The 14,724-nt window shown below is 71.1% G+C and carries 8 protein-coding genes and 6 pseudogenes; 10 read left to right on the forward strand and 4 right to left on the reverse strand.

Annotation, left to right across the window (positions count from 1 at the left end):
- Positions 1 to 78 precede the first annotated feature (78 nt).
- From CLV40_RS30875 to CLV40_RS30885, 3 genes are all read left to right on the forward strand, one after another.
- Positions 79 to 2,028, forward strand: a complete 1,950-nt coding sequence (locus CLV40_RS30875) for a UvrD-helicase domain-containing protein (RefSeq protein ID WP_104482529.1) — start codon at positions 79 to 81, stop codon at positions 2,026 to 2,028.
- Positions 2,029 to 2,185: 157 nt separating this feature from the next.
- Complete coding sequence (locus CLV40_RS30880; RefSeq protein ID WP_181043844.1) at positions 2,186 to 3,025, forward strand: alpha/beta fold hydrolase; 840 nt, start codon at positions 2,186 to 2,188, stop codon at positions 3,023 to 3,025.
- Positions 3,015 to 4,376 carry a hypothetical protein gene (locus CLV40_RS30885; protein ID WP_104482531.1) on the forward strand — a complete coding sequence of 454 codons (1,362 nt, stop codon included), beginning with the start codon at positions 3,015 to 3,017 and terminating at the stop codon, positions 4,374 to 4,376. The genes CLV40_RS30880 and CLV40_RS30885 overlap by 11 nt, the downstream gene beginning before the upstream one ends.
- Before the next feature lie 369 nt (positions 4,377 to 4,745).
- On the opposite strand, the pseudogene CLV40_RS40920 reads toward CLV40_RS30885, so the two are convergent.
- The 3 genes and pseudogenes from CLV40_RS40920 to CLV40_RS30895 all read right to left on the reverse strand — a co-directional run.
- Positions 4,746 to 4,946: pseudogene (locus CLV40_RS40920) on the reverse strand (SGNH hydrolase domain-containing protein); the annotation flags it as partial.
- Positions 4,947 to 5,622: 676 nt separating this feature from the next.
- Positions 5,623 to 5,967 (reverse strand): annotated as a pseudogene (locus CLV40_RS40925) (acyltransferase family protein); the annotation flags it as partial.
- The gene (locus tag CLV40_RS30895; RefSeq protein ID WP_104482533.1) at positions 5,868 to 6,527 is read right to left on the reverse strand and encodes an acyltransferase family protein; all 660 of its coding nucleotides are present in this window, start codon (positions 6,525 to 6,527) and stop codon (positions 5,868 to 5,870) included. The pseudogene CLV40_RS40925 and the gene CLV40_RS30895, both read right to left, overlap by 100 nt.
- 533 nt (positions 6,528 to 7,060) lie before the next feature.
- Here CLV40_RS30895 and CLV40_RS40625 point away from each other — a divergent pair.
- Together CLV40_RS40625 and CLV40_RS30900 are read left to right on the forward strand one after the other, a co-directional pair.
- Positions 7,061 to 7,336 (forward strand): annotated as a pseudogene (locus CLV40_RS40625) (carbohydrate-binding protein); the annotation flags it as partial.
- Between the two features lie 183 nt (positions 7,337 to 7,519).
- Positions 7,520 to 8,482 (forward strand): annotated as a pseudogene (locus CLV40_RS30900) (chitinase); the annotation flags it as partial.
- A gap of 95 nt (positions 8,483 to 8,577) precedes the next feature.
- Here CLV40_RS30900 and CLV40_RS30905 read toward each other — a convergent pair.
- On the reverse strand, positions 8,578 to 8,973 hold the full coding sequence (locus CLV40_RS30905; RefSeq protein WP_104482535.1) for a RidA family protein: 396 nt from the start codon (positions 8,971 to 8,973) through the stop codon (positions 8,578 to 8,580).
- Between the two features lie 42 nt (positions 8,974 to 9,015).
- Between CLV40_RS30905 and CLV40_RS30910 the strand changes: the two are divergent.
- The 5 genes and pseudogenes from CLV40_RS30910 to CLV40_RS30930 form a co-directional block, all read left to right on the forward strand.
- Positions 9,016 to 9,387: pseudogene (locus tag CLV40_RS30910) on the forward strand (helix-turn-helix transcriptional regulator); the annotation flags it as partial.
- Positions 9,388 to 9,740: 353 nt separating this feature from the next.
- Positions 9,741 to 11,810, forward strand: coding sequence for a DUF8189 domain-containing protein (locus tag CLV40_RS30915; RefSeq protein ID WP_104482536.1), 2,070 nt, complete (start codon positions 9,741 to 9,743; stop codon positions 11,808 to 11,810).
- Positions 11,811 to 11,985: 175 nt separating this feature from the next.
- The gene (locus CLV40_RS30920) at positions 11,986 to 13,131 is read left to right on the forward strand and encodes a cytochrome P450 family protein (RefSeq protein ID WP_104482537.1); all 1,146 of its coding nucleotides are present in this window, start codon (positions 11,986 to 11,988) and stop codon (positions 13,129 to 13,131) included.
- A gap of 100 nt (positions 13,132 to 13,231) precedes the next feature.
- Entirely contained in the window at positions 13,232 to 14,329 is a 1,098-nt protein-coding gene (locus tag CLV40_RS30925) for a serine hydrolase domain-containing protein (protein ID WP_104482538.1), read from the forward strand.
- Positions 14,330 to 14,445: 116 nt separating this feature from the next.
- Positions 14,446 to 14,724, forward strand: a pseudogene (locus tag CLV40_RS30930) (helix-turn-helix domain-containing protein); the annotation flags it as partial.

Genomic DNA, 14,724 nt, shown 5'->3' on the forward strand with positions numbered 1-14,724 from the left:
TCGGGTGGTCGATCGCGGACCGTCCCCTGCCCGTAACGCTCCGCAATAGCCTGCCGGTGGGGCGACGAGCGGAGGACGATGAACCAGAGCAGGCAGCGGCAGCTCCAGCGGCGGGCGACCGAGGTGCTCACCCGCGACGCCCCCTGGCTGGACCCGTTGGGGCGCCGCGTGTGCACGGCGCTGCTTGTCCGCACCGCGCAGCGGTGGCGGCTGTTCCTCCACCCCGGGTCGCCTTCGGACGTCGCCGACGCGTACTTCATCGGTCCGGCGGGCGTGTGCTCCCTCCTGATCCGCGACCGGTTACCGGACGAGGCGACCGCGCGGGCCGTCGCCCGGCACGCGGAGGAGCGCTTCGCCGGGGTTCGCGGTCCCGGTGGGCAGGTGCTGGCGTCGAGCGCGTTGCGCCACCTGGTCGTCCTGCCCGGTGGTGGCAAGCGGGTCACGTCGCCCAGTCCGCTGTACCGGGTGGTGCCGGAACAGGATCTTGACGCGCTGTTCCGCCGGGAAGCCGCCGTCCTCACCCGGGACCAGGCCCAGTCGATCGCCGCGCAGGCCGCGCACCGGCTGACCGGGTACCGGCGGGTCGAGGTGGAACCGGTGGAACGCGCGGCCGAGGCGCCGGGGCTGTTGGACGAGGCCGACCTGACCGCGGACCAGCTCGCCGCCGCGCAGCAGCGGCCCTTCGAGAGCTGGATGGCGTTCCTGCACCCCCAGCAGCAGGCCGTCGTCGCCCGCAACTACGGCGGCCCGGCCCGGATCAGCGGGCCTGCGGGCACGGGCAAGACCGTGGTGGCCCTGCACCGGCTGCTCCACCTGGCCCGCCGCAGCACCGGACCGCTGTTGTTCACCACGTTCGTGCGCACCCTGCCCGCCGTGCACCAGGGGACCTTCCACCGGATGGCGCCGGAGTTCGCCGACCGGGTTCGGTTCGTCAACCTGCACGCCTGGGCCCGCGACTTCCTCGCCGAGCGCGGCAGGCCGGTGACCCAGTGGCGCGCCCAGGTGGCCACCGCGTTCAACCTGGCCTGGCTGTCCCACCGGGCGGCGCTGGCGGACCTGGAGCCCGCGCCCGCTTATTGGCAGGCCGAGGTCGACCGGGTCATCAAGGGCCGCGGTCTGACCACGGTGGACGAATACCTGCGGGTCACCCGCCGGGGCCGCGGTCTCGCGCTCAACCCCGCGCAGCGCACCGCGGTCTGGGGTCTGTACGAGGCGTACGAGCGGCACCTGGCCGAGAAGGACCTGAGCGACTACAACGACTTGGTCGCCATCGCTCGGGCGGAGCTGGCGGCCCGTCCGCTGGAAGTGCCCTACGCGGCGGTCATCGTGGACGAGGTCCAGGACATCACCCTCACCGGGCTGCGCCTGCTGCGCCAACTCGCGGGCGACGGCCCGAACCGGCTGCTGCTCGTGGGCGACGGCCAGCAGCAGGTCTACCCCGGCGGCTGGCGGCTGTCCGAGGCGGGCATCCCGGTCCAGGGCCGCGGCGCCGTGCTGCGGGTGAACTACCGCAACCGGGCCGCCGTGCTGGACTTCGCCCGGCGCTTCGACGCCACCAACCAGGTGGACGACCTCGACGGCGCGGCGGGGGTCGCCCTGCGCGACGCCGAGACGGCGAACCCCGGCGGCCGAACCGAACCGTGGACGGGCACGGACTCCGAACTCCCCGACGCGCTGACCGGGGCGATCGCCGCCCTGCCGGTCCCCAGGGGTCGGACCGCGCTGATCACCTTCAACCACCGCGACCTGGAGCGGTGCGCCGCGATCCTGCGCGAGGCAGGGGTCCCGGTGGCGCACCTGGACCAGTACACCGGCGAACCGGAGGACACGGTGAAGATCGGCACCGTGCACCGGGCCAAGGGGTTGGACTTCCAGGCCGTCATCGCGGTCGCGTTCACCCGGTCCGGCAAGCCGAACGACCCCGCGGAACAGGAACTCCGCGCGCGACGGCACCTCGTCGCCGCCACCCGGGCCCGCGACTACCTCTGGTGGGGCGTGGTCACGCCACCGGCGGACCAAGCGCCCTGAACGCGGCTCGCGGGAGCGGATCAGCCTTTCGCTCCAACGGTTGTCATCTTTCGTGGCGACTTTCGGACCGCGGCGCCGAGCCGGGGTAATGCCGCCGCGGCCGGGCGCGAGATCCATGCCGAGTGCCGCAGCCGGGAGGCCCGCCATGGTCAGCACGATGGGAACCGAGCACGGGGTCCGCTACCGCGAGCAGGGCGAGGCGGTGGGCGGGACCTACCTGATGGTCCACGGCCTGGGCGGGTCGTTGGAGCAGTGGAGCGAGATCGTCCGCCTGCTGGGCGCGGGGGCGCGGGCGATCGCGGTCGACGTGCCGGGCTTCGGCCGGACCCGCACGGTCACCGGCGCGTTCAGCGTGGACGAGTCCGCGCGGGCGATCGTCCGGTTGTGCGCGGAGAAGGACGTGCGGGACGGCGTGCTGGTGTCCCACTCTGTGGGGTGCGTGCTGGCCGCCCGGGTCGCCGCGCTGGCGCCGGACCGCTTCCGCAGGCTGGTTTTCGTCAGCGGCGCCCTGGTGCGCGCGTCCGAGATGGCGCAGCACCCGACCCGGGCGCTGCGCGCGCCGATGCTCGGCCTCACCGTCGCCACGCAGTTCGTCGCGGGCCTGTTCCCCGTACCGCGCCCCGTGTTGAACGCGCTGGCCCGGGTGAAACCATTGCGGCGACTGCTGTTGCGGCCCTTCGTCGCCGCGCCCGACAGCCTCGACGGCGGCCTGCTCGTCGAGACCCTCACCGGCACGGGCAGCCCCGCCGTGCTGCGGGTTCTGTTCACCGCCAAGGGAATCCCGTACGACGACATTCTCCGCGCGGTCACCCAACCCGTCGACCTGATCACCGGCGACCGCGACCCGCTCATCCGGGACCAGGACCGCGTGCTGGTGCGCGAGCTGGTCCGGGTCGAGGGCGACGCGGTGATCCGGCGCTGCGGGCACTGGCCTTGGCTCGAACACCCGGCGGAACTGGCCGCGCTGATCGCGGAGAGCGCGCGACATGACCGCTGAGGCCCGGTCCGGGAGCCACAACGGCCAGCACACCCGGATCTCCACCAACCCGTTGGAGGAACGGCGGATCACCACCGTCGACCTCAACCCGTTCCTGTTCGGGCGGACCAGCGGGGCGCTGCGGGACCGGCACTCGGCGTGGTTCCTGCTCATCGGCGCGGGCTTCACCGCGCTGGTGCTGCTGGCCGCGGCGTCCTCCGGCATGGTCGGGAGCTTCGACGAGTTCCAGTTCGCCAACGACTTCCGGCGGATCCTGCGCCTGCCCGCGGCGGAGTCCGACACGACCTTCCCGCTGGTGCGCGACATCCCGACGTGGATCCTCACCGCCAACGTCGTCGCCGGGACGGTGTTGCTGCACCGGCACTGGCAGTACATGTCGAAGTGCCTGTCCGGACTGGCGCGCAGCGGCGCGATCATCGCCAAGCCCGGCCCCGTGCCACCCGACGACAACGACGAGCAGCCGCTGCCCCGCGAGGCGTTCCGCGGCAACTTCAACATCATCTCGCGGCTGCTGCGGATCGACACCATCGTCCGGGACCGGGACAACAAGACCGCCTTCGGCCACTTCGTCGGCCGGGTCGTGGGGGCCGTGTCGAACCGCTGGCTCACCTACCTGGTGCCGCTCAGCGTGCTCTCCATCGTGCTCGCGGGCCTGCTCGTGCTCGGCATGCGCAACAGCCTCTTCCAGACCCTCGCCCCGTCCGAGCTGGCAGGCGCCGACCGCGCCGAGTGGCTCCAGGCGGCCTACCGCGGCTGGTGGGCCAGCATCGACCACCCGCTCGCGTTCACCATCTACCTCGCGCTCGCCAGCTACGCGATCTTCATCGTCCTGCTCTTCCACCTCGTCGGGCTCATCGCCGTTTACGTCACCATCGGCATGCACTTCCTCGTCGACCCGGGCGCGGACTGGCTCAACGAGGACAACCGCCACGGCTGGGCGCCGCTGGCCCGCTTCTACCGGACGGTCATGTGGGCCAACGCCCTGCTGGGCACCAGCCTGTCCACCATCCTCATCTCACTGGGCATCACCAACGCCAGCTGGGTGGCCTTCCTCGTCGTCCTCTACGTGCTCCTCATGCCGGTCTTCACCTTCGTCCCCTGGGTCCTCTTCCGCCGGGCCGGGGAGAAGGCGGCGGCCCTGCGCATCCGGCAGATCCGCGCGATCGCCGAGGCCCAGGGCATCGACCCCGACACCCACATCCCCGCGATGGCCCCGTACCTCAGCGAGATCGACCGCTGCCGCGCCGCCACCATCCGCCCGCTCCGCATGGGCACGGTGTCGCTGTTCACCCACTTCACCCTGGTCGCCCTGCCCATCGTGCTGGCCGCGGCCCAGATCTGGCTGCAGTAGGGCGTGTGCTCGAATAGCCGGGTGGTCATGGCGGTGGGCGCGCCCCGGGGGGCGGCGGCGGGTGTGCGCGGGTCGGTGCGGTGACGGCTCGGGTGCCGCCGTGGTACCCCGGGTCCCGGGGTCGGTTCGAGGTGCTGGTCTACGTCGCGGCCAAGGCCGGGATGAACCCGTGGGTGCTGCGGACCACCGAATCGGCGTCCGCCGACCTGGTGGAAACGTTGCTCTCCGTGCTCGTCACCGAACTGACCGCGGTCGGCCTGCGGGCGGACGACGAGCCGAACCAGGCGGGGTTGATCATCGAGGACATCATCGACGACCTCACCGGCCTCGACGCGCTCGACGAGTAGCCACCGCCCGGTCGGCGCGGGCTCAGCCGGTCGGCAGGCCCAGGGCCTGGGCGAGCACAGGTCGGAGGGTGCGTCCGAAGGAGATGCTCATGTGGTTCCGGTCGAAGTAGACGACGACCCCGCCGACCACGGCGTAGCAGTACTTGCGGTCGCAGAAGCTGTCCGTGGTGTCGATGAGGGAGACCCCCGGGTTCTTCGAGTTGCGAGCCGCCTCGGTCAGGGGGTCGAACGAAGACCTTGGCCGGGCGGTCTTGGACGATGACCTTGTTGAGGTCGGACACCCACTTCGTGCACCGGGCCGCGGAGCCCCGGTCCTTGCTGCCCTGGAACCCCACGAACGGGATGTCGGCGAACGGGCAACCGCCCAGCAGACCCAGCTTGACCAGCCACTTCTGCTCGCGGGCGATGGGCAGCAGTGCGGCCTGCCACTGCTCGCCGTGCGAGTCGCCGACCACCCACACGACCGTCCGGTTCGGGGCGCCCCCGGTGAAGTCGCACACGCCGGTGGTCTTGGTGTCCCCCGGGAGGATCTCCTTGTTGACGCACATGCCCTTGCCGCCGAGCCACGGCGCGTCCTCGTCGCTGATCGGCCGCCGCGCGGGGCCGAACGGGTCGGCGCACCCGTTCGCCGCGACCATCGCCGCGGCGCCGACGCAGCGGGACGGCTCCTGCTCGTTCCACTCCTTCGCCGCCTGGGCGGTGTGCCGGTCGTAGGTCCACACCAGGCCGCCCGCGACCAGCGCGACCGCGGCCATCCCGGCCACCATCGCGATGAAGTTGGTCCGGGTCTTCAGCCGGGCACCCAGGGAGATGCCCCGGTCCTCGACCAGGACCTTGGACAGCCAGGCCAGCACGATCGCGGCGGCCAGGATGCCGACCTGGTGCACGCCGCCCAGCCGGCCCTTGTCCAGCGTGTCCGCGAGCGCGAAGGGGGCGAGCACGATCAGCGGCCAGTGCCACAGGTACAGGGAGTAGCTGATGCCGCCGAGGAACTGGACCGGCGCGGACGCCGACAGCGGGGTGTGCCACTGCCGCTCGCCGCCGTTGCCCGCCAGGATCACCAGGCCGGTGCCCACGACGGGCAGCAGCGCCAGGTAGCCGGGGAACGGGGTGTCGTGGTCGAACAGCGCTGCGGAGCCGAGGATCAGCACCAGGCCCGCGAACGCCGCCAGGCCCGCCGCGACCCGGGGCAGGACGAGCCTGGTGCCCCCAGCGCGATGAGCGCGCCGAGGGCGAACTCCCACACCCGGGTCGGCGTCACGAAGTACGCCTGGCTCTTGGACGCGTCGGTGAAGTACACGCAGAACGCCAGCGAGGCCAGGCCGACGGCGGCGATGCCGATGATCTGCGCCTGGCGCTGCCGGATCTTGAACAGCAGCAGGAGCAGCAGCGGCCAGCACAGGTAGAACTGCTCCTCGACCGACAGCGACCAGTAGTGCTGGGACAGGCTGGCCACGGCGGTGAACGCCGAGTAGTCGACCGAGTGGATCGCCAGCAGCCAGTTCTCCGCGTAGAGCGCGCTGGCCACGGCCTCTTGGGCGTTGGTCTCCCACCGCTGGAACGGGAGCAGGAAGTACGCGGCGACCAGGCTCACGCCCAGCACCAGGAAGGCGGCGGGCAGCAGGCGCCGCACGCGGCGGGCGTAGAAGCGCCCCAACCGCACCCGGCCGGTGCGCAGGATCTCCGCGACCGCCCGCAACGCCTGGATGTCGGTCCGGAACCCACTGGACCGCGCCGCGGCGGGCGACTCCAGCCGCACCGTCGGCTCGTCCGCGGCGGGATCGACGTACGTACCCGCCCCCATCTGCCCTCCCCAGCGAACAACTTCCTAGGGCGAACAACTTCCTAGGGCGGACAGCTTAAAGGGGCGCCAGACAGACCGCGCAGGCCTGGTCACGCGCTGGTCCCCCGGCGGTTCGGAGCAACAGGACCAGCAGGCGGAACCGCTCCCCCAGCGGGTGTGGAGGCCATGTCGGCGGGCTCATCGGACGTCCGACCACTCGGCGGTCAACCGATTGTCCGCCCATTTTCGGTGACACCCGGCAAGGGCTCCGCAATCGGACATCAACCGGTGGATGTCGAAACTCCCGCGACACCGCGACCGAGGGGTTGATACCTGTTATGAAGCCGGGTTAGGTTGTCGTTCTCTCGGACTGATCGACATCACGACCGGTTGGCGCCAATCACGGATCGTCACAGCCGACAGGCCGCTGACCTGGGGATGTCGAGGTGGCGCCGCGAGGGAAACCGTCCACGTGACGGGGTGGGGCGCGACGGGGAGTCGGTGGCGCACGCGCAAGTATGGACAGGGACTGTGGGTTTTACGATAATCACAGTATGTGGAACTTTTCTTTACCATCAAGATTAGTGAGATCCCAGAGATTCGCGATCGCCGCGGTTGCCAGTGTTGCCATTATTGGGGCGACAACGCTCGCGGTCGGCGCTAACGGGCAGGCTTCCGCGGCGGCCTTCGCGGCCTGTGACGCCCCGGCTTGGGCCGAGGGCACCGCCTACGCCGCGGGCGCCAAGGTGACCTACCAGAGCAGGCAGTACAGCGCCCTAGTCGCGCACACCGCCTGGCCGGGAGCCGGGTGGAACCCCGCCTCCTCGAAGTCGCTGTGGAAGGACCTGGGTGCCTGCGACGGCAACCCGCCCACCTCCACCACGCGGCCGACGACCACGACCACGACCACCACCACAACTCCGCCGACGAGCACCACCACCACGACAACAACAACGACCACCACGACTACGACCACCACCCCGCCGACCACGACGACCACGACCGACCCGGGCGGCGAGACCTGCGCGGTCAAGTCCAAGCCCGCCGGTAAGGTCCTCGTCGGCTACTGGGAGAACTGGGACGGTTCCACCAACGGCGTGCACCCGCCGTTCGGCTGGACCTCCATCGCCAACCCGGTGATCCGCCAGCACGGCTACAACGTGCTCAACGCGGCGTTCCCCGTGATCCGCTCCGACGGCACCGTGCTGTGGGAAGACGGCATGGACGCCACCGTCAAGGTCTCCACGCCCGCCGAGATGTGCGCGGCCAAGGCGCAGGGCCAGACCATCCTGATGTCGATCGGCGGAGCCACCGCGGGCATCGACCTCAGCTCGTCCACGGTCGCGGACAAGTTCGTGGCCACCGTCGTGCCGATCCTGAAGAAGTACAACTTCGACGGCATCGACATCGACATCGAGACCGGCCTGTCGGGTTCGGGCAGCATCGGCACGCTGTCGGCCTCGCAGCAGAACCTGATCCGGATCATCGACGGCGTGCTCGGCCAGATGCCGTCGAACTTCGGCCTCACCATGGCCCCGGAGACCGCCTACGTCACCGGCGGCAGCGTCACCTACGGCTCCATCTGGGGCGCGTACCTGCCGATCATCAAGAAGTACGCCGACAACGGCAGGCTCTGGTGGCTCAACATGCAGTACTACAACGGAAGCATGTACGGCTGCTCCGGTGACTCGTACCAGGCGGGCACGGTCCAGGGCTTCAAGGTCCAGACCGACTGCCTGAACAACGGCCTGGTCATCCAGGGCACCACCATCAAGGTCCCGTACGACAAGCAGGTCCCGGGTCTGCCCGCGCAGCCGGGCGCGGGTGGCGGTTACATGGCCCCCTCGCTGGTGTCCCAGGCGTGGAGCAGCACCGGTGGCGGCCAGCTCAAGGGTCTCATGACCTGGTCCCTGAACTGGGACGGTTCGAAGAGCTGGAGCTTCGGCGACAACGTGAAGTCGCTGCAGGGTCGTTAATCCCTGCAACGACCGTGCAGGCGGGGCCCGTCCGGCCAGATCCACAACGGCCGGACGGGCCCTGTTGCGTCTCCGGGTGTTGATGTACCCCGGGGTTACGCGACGGCGGTGCCCTCCAGTTCGACCAGCAGCGGCGGGATGGCCAGCCGCGCCACGCCGAGCAGCGTCGTGTGCGGCGCCACCCCGGCCGCCGCCAGGCGCGAGGTCAGCACGCCGTGGTGCCGCAGGAGCAGGTCGACGTCGGTCGTGTAGACGGTGAGCCGGACGAGGTCGGCCAGCGACATGCCCGCCGCGCCGAGCACGGCCGCCAGGTTGTCGAGGCTCAGCGCCACCTGCGCCGCCATGTCACCGGCGTGCCGGGGGTTGCCGTCGTCGCCCATCGCGGTCTGGCCGGAGGCGTAGAGCGTCCGGGTGTGCCCGGAGACGACCTCCCCCTGGTTGAACCCCATCGCCACCGACCACGTCGCCGGGTTGATCACCGTTCGCGCCACTGCCACGTCTGTTCCATTCGGTTCGTTGTGGACGGTCCGTCCACCGGGCTCACCCACGACGAGGCGCTGGCCCTGCTCGTCGCCGGGGCCCGACGCGGCGCGCGGGCGTTCGGGCTCGGCCCGGCCCTCGCCTCGGCGATGCGCAAGGTGGTCGACGCGCTGCCCGAGGGTTCCCGGGCCACCGCGGCGGGCGCGGTCCAGCGCCTGCTCGTCGACCCGGAGACCGACCTCCTCTCCCGCGGGCTGGTCGCCGAGGAGGTGCCCGACGCGGTGCTGGCCGCGATCCGGCGCGCGGTGGTCGCGGGGCACCGGCTGCGCATCCGGTACGCGGTGCCGGACCAGGCCGCGAAGTGGCGCACGGTGGACCCGATCGGCCTGGTCACCGTGCGCGAACAGGGCGTTGTGGCAACTCGGCACGAACGCGGAGGCCCTGTCGCCACCGTGGTTGCGCGCCGCTCCGCGCGACCGCGCCGCCGCGCTCGCCACCCATTACGGGGTGTCGCCCTGAGCGCTTTTCGCGGCCGGAACCCGAACAATCCAGCGGGCTCACGAAATTGAACATGAATTCTTGACGGTCTCACCGCAACCCCGTTCAGCGGCTCCCCAGAAAACTGCCTGAGCGGCAGAAGCGAAACTGCCGCCCATGGTGAGCTGCGGAAATGAATACTGGTAAAGTGGGATCGACGCTCCCCCGTATCGCCACAACCACAGTCGACGTCTTCACTTGTGACCGGCGAATCCGCCGTTCTCGATAACGAGGAGCGTTGATGAGGAAAAGACTCGCGAGTGCCGTCGCCGTGGTGGGGGTGACGCTGGCCGCCGTTCCCGCCGTGGGTTCGGCCGCTCCCGCGGGCCCGCCCGACCCGGTGATCGTCCACGTCGTCGCGCACCAGGACGACGACATCCTGTTCATGAACCCCGACCTGCAGAACTCGATCGGAGCGGGGCGGCCGGTAAAGACGATCTTCGTCACGGCGGGGGAGAACACCCACGAACCCGGCGACCAGGGGCCGCTGCCCGAGCGCGACCGCTGCAAGACCGCGCGGGACCTCGTCCGCGAGGAGTACGCCTACTGCAGGCAGCAGGGCGCCAAGGCCGCGTACGCGCAGATGGCGGGCCAAGCCGACGAGTGGGACCACGGCACGGTGCGGGTCGACACCGGCCAGGGACCGGTCGTGGTCGACGAGTACACCCTGCGCGACCGGCCCGAGGTGGCGCTGGTCTTCCTGAACGTGCCGGAGACCGCCGACGACGACCCCGAGGTCGCCCCGGCGGGCGGGCAGAGCCTGATGCGCCTGTGGGAGGGCACCGCCACCGCGAAAACCGTGCTGGCCTGGGGCACCCTCGCGCCCCGGTACACCTACGACCACAACCGGCTCTTGGACGTGCTGCGCGGCCTGCTCGGCCGCTACCACCCCACCGTCGTCCGGGTGCAGGACCCGGAGCCGGACCCCAAGATCCACGGTGACCACGACGACCACGTCCACACCGCCCGCTTCGCGGACCAGGCGGTCAAGGAGTACGCCGACACCACCGGCCGCCGGTCCGTCGACCTGATCAACTACCGCGACTACAACATCTCCGACGGCCAGGTGAACCTGACCGGGCTCGACTTCCCCTACGGCGGCCGCGACCAGAAGGCGAACACCTTCTTCGCCTACGACGGTTGGGACGTGCACACCGCGGCGGACGACGATGCCTACCTGTCCTGGACCAAGCGCATGTACACCCGGTACCCGACCGGCACGACCTGGGTCGGGGCGAACAACGACGGCAGGCTTGAGGCGTTCGCCGTGCTCAGCGGTCGCCTGGTCACCTGGTACCAGGGCGCGAACGGAGAGTTCGGCAAGGGCGAGGTGCTGACCACCCCGTGGCCGCTGCTGCCCGGTGTGACCGTCAACCGCAACGCCGACCGCAGGCTCCAGGTGTTCGCCCGCCGGGCCGACACCCACGACATCGTGACCACCTGGCAGGTCGCGGTGGACGGCGTCTTCTCCACCCAGTGGGGGACGCTGGGCAACCCGAACGTGAGCCCGGACCAGGTGGCCCAGCTCGGCGCGCCGGTCTCGGTGCTCGGCCCGGACGGGCTGCTGCGCGTCGCGGTGCGGAACGGCGGCGGCGGGGTCAGCGTGATCAGCCAGCACACCCCCAACGGCCAGTGGGACACCGCCTGGGACGACCTCGAGGGCGGCCCGTACGTGCAGGACCCGGTGGCGATCGCGGTCGACCGGGACAACGGGGTCGACGTGTTCGCCTACACCATCGACGGCAGCGTCGGCGGTATCCGGCACTGGCGCGCGGCGCCGGGGCAGGGTTTCACCGAGCAGCCGAAGCTGGCCGGGTACGAGCCCGCGGGCCCGCCCTCGGTGGTGCACAACAAGGACGGCAGGCTCGACGTGTTCTACCGGCTGGCCACCAACTCCGACCACGACTTCGCGGGCCTGGTGGGCCACACCTGGCAGCGCTCGGACGGGTCGTTCAGCTCGTACGGCGAGGAGATCGGCGGCCAGGCGGGCACCGGCGCGGTCGCGGCGAGCGAGGCTCCGGGCCCCTGGGCGGACTCGGCGGCGATCGCGGACGCGCGCATCCAGGTGTTCACCGGGAACGCGGGTTCCGGCCAGAGCACGACGAAGCAGACCGGGCCGGACGCGGGCTACGCCACCTCCTGGTCGGACCTCGGCTCGGTGCACGTCGGCCAGCCCGCCGCCGCCGTGGACCGCAACGGCTGCGTGTTCTCCTTCGCCATGACCGATGCGGGCTACCTGGCGGTGCGCAACCAAACCCAGTGCGACGGCAGCGCGGAGCTGGACCGCTACCGCGAGATCGAGGGCCCCTGACCTAGGCCCCCGCCCCCGCGCACCTGGTGCGCGGGGGCGCTTTCCGGTCTCCGACCGCGGTCCCGTGTTGATCTTGCCGGGTATGCTCGGAGCGGTCGGTGGTCACCGGCCCGCCTGGGGTGGGACACGGGGCAGCGGCCAGGTCGCCCCCGTCGGGAGGTTTCCGTTGCTGCACATGGACGACGCGTTCGTCACCGATCCCTATCCGGTGCTCGCGCGGCTGCTCGACGACGAGCCGGTGTGCCGGGCCGCGGCGCCGGACGGGACCGCGGTCTGGCTGGTGACGCGCTACGCCGACGTGCGGGCGGCGTTGACCGATCCGCGGCTGTCGCTGGACAACCGGTGGAGCGCGGACCAGGTCGACTCGTCGTTGCCCCCGGTCCTGCAGGGCCACCTGCTCAACATGGATTCGCCCGCCCACACCCGGATCCGGCGGCTGGTCACGAGCGCGTTCACCGCCCGGCGCGTCGAGGGGCTGCGGGAGCGGATGCGGGTGGGCGCCGAGCGGTTGCTGGACCGCCTCCCGCCGGACGCGGCCGATCTCGTCGACGGGCTCGCCATGCCGTTGCCGCTGCTGGTCATCGGTGACCTGCTGGGCATCCCCGCCGACGACCGCGACCACTTCCGCGACTGGACGAACACCCTGGTGGCCCCCGATCCCGAGGCCGCGCAACGGTCCCGTCGAGCGATGGCGGAGATGCACGCCTACCTCGTGGAGCTCGTCGAACGCAAGCGCGCGGAGCCGCGGTCCGACGTGCTGACGGCGCTGATCACCGCGGACGGCCTCAGCCGGGACGAGTTGGTGGCGCTGGTGTTCCTCCTGCTGTTCGGCGGGTACGACACCACCGCGTCGGGCATCGGCACCGCCCTGCTGGCGCTGCTCCGGCACCCGCGCCACGCCGCGCGCGTGCGCGACGGGTCGCTACCTATGTCCGCCGTAGCGGAAGAAGCGCTGCGCTGGGTCACGCCGTTTTCCCACGCGGTGCGGCGGTTCGCGGTCGAGGACATCCGGATCGACGGCGTGGAGATCCCCGCGGGGAGTCGTGTGTGGCTCAGCCTGGCTGCGGCCAACCGCGATCCCCGGCAGTTCCCCGATCCGGATGACTTCGACCCGGACCGCGGTCAGGGCGGGCACCTGGCTTTCGGCCACGGCGTCCACTTCTGCGTCGGTGCCGCGCTGGCCCGCTTGCAGATCCGACTCGCCGCGACGGCCCTGCTGCACCGGTTCCCGCACGCGCGCCTGGTCGACCCCGATGCGGCACCGTTGTGGCGGGTCTCGTTCCGGACCAGAGGTCTGCGCGAGTTGCGGGTACACCTCTGACTCCGTGCCCCTGTGGGACTACGGGGGATACCCGAAGCGCGCGGGTGGGTGATTCCGGTCTGCTGGTAGCACCGAATCCTTACCGAGGGGGGAATCCAAGGTGCGCAGGTGGATCGTGGCCGGGCTGGCGGCCGTGTTGGTGGTGGTGCCGTCCGGGACGGCGGTGGCGGAGAGCGGGGACAGCGGGCTGCGTGATTCGCTGGACGCGTTGGTGCGGTCCGGTGTCACCGGCGCGGTGGTCCGGGTCGACGACGGAAAGCGGGTCCGCACCGTCGGCAGCGGTGTCGCGACGCTCGACCCGCCAAGGGCCATCCGGGGGTCGGACCCGTTCCGGATCGCCAGTGTCACCAAGACTTTCACCGCGACGGTGGTACTGCAACTGGTCGGGGAGGGCCGGATCCGGCTGACCGACTCGATCGAGCGCTGGCTGCCCGGCACGGTCCCCGGTGGCGACCGGATCACGGTCCGGCAGCTGCTCAACCAGACCACCGGCCTGTACGACTACTCCGAGGACCCGGAGTGGCTGGCCACCGCGATGGCCGACCCGACGCGCGGCTGGTCGCCGCGCGAGCTGATCGCGGTGGGTTTGGGGCGTCCGCCGCTGTTCCCGCCGGGTACCCGGTGGTCCTACAGCAACACCAACTACCTCCTGGTCGGGCTGATCGCGGAGCAGGCCACCGGCCGCTCCCTGGCGCGACTGGTGGCCGACCGGATCACCAGTCCGCTTGGTCTGCGGGACACCTACCTGGCAACCGATGCGCGGGTGCGTCCCGACCACATCCACGGCTACACGGCGAATCCGGACGGCACCCGCACCGACACCACGACGTGGAGCCCGACCTTGGCGGGCGCGACGGGCGCGGTCGTGTCGACGCAGCAGGACGTGGCCCGCTTCTACCGCGCGCTGCTCACCGGCGAACTCCTCGAGCGGCCGCAACTGCGCGACATGCTCACGACCGTGGAGGTCCCCGAGCGCAACGGCGGCTACGGCCTCGGCATCTACTACGTCGACACGCCCTGCGGCCGGGTTTGGGGCCACGCGGGCGATTTCCCGGGCTACCACACCATCGCCTACCAGGACCGCGCAGGCAAGCGCAGCGCGGTGCTCTTCGTGGCGACGGACCTGAACCAGGAACCGGGGTCGCTGTTCGACAAGACGGTCAACGCCATGGTGTGCCAGATGATGGGGCGGAGCTAGCTGTTGCGGGTCATGACGTTGGTGACGGCTGGTAGGGGCTGAGACGAGGGGACGGGTCTTTCGGCGGCAGGATGAGAAGTGCGACCAACACATCCGCCGAGTGGAAAGACCCGTCCGTGCTCCACCGTAACGCCCCGCTGTCGGTCGAAGGCCGCCACCCGTCTGGTACAACGCTGCCGAACCCGTCCGATCGCCCACGTCGCCGCCGAGATGGGCATCTCCCGGCAATGCGCCTCGAAGTGGGTCAACCGGTATCGCCGCTTCGGCGAGGCCGGCCTGTCCGACCGCCCCAGCGCTCCCCGTCGGCAGCCCACCGCCGCCCCGGCCGAGGTGGTGGTCCGGATCGAGTGGTTGCGTCGGGACCGCAAGTGGTCGGCCCGCCGCATCGCCCTGGA

The sequence above is a fragment of the Actinokineospora auranticolor genome (assembly GCF_002934265.1).
In the GTDB taxonomy this organism is placed as follows: domain Bacteria; phylum Actinomycetota; class Actinomycetes; order Mycobacteriales; family Pseudonocardiaceae; genus Actinokineospora; species Actinokineospora auranticolor.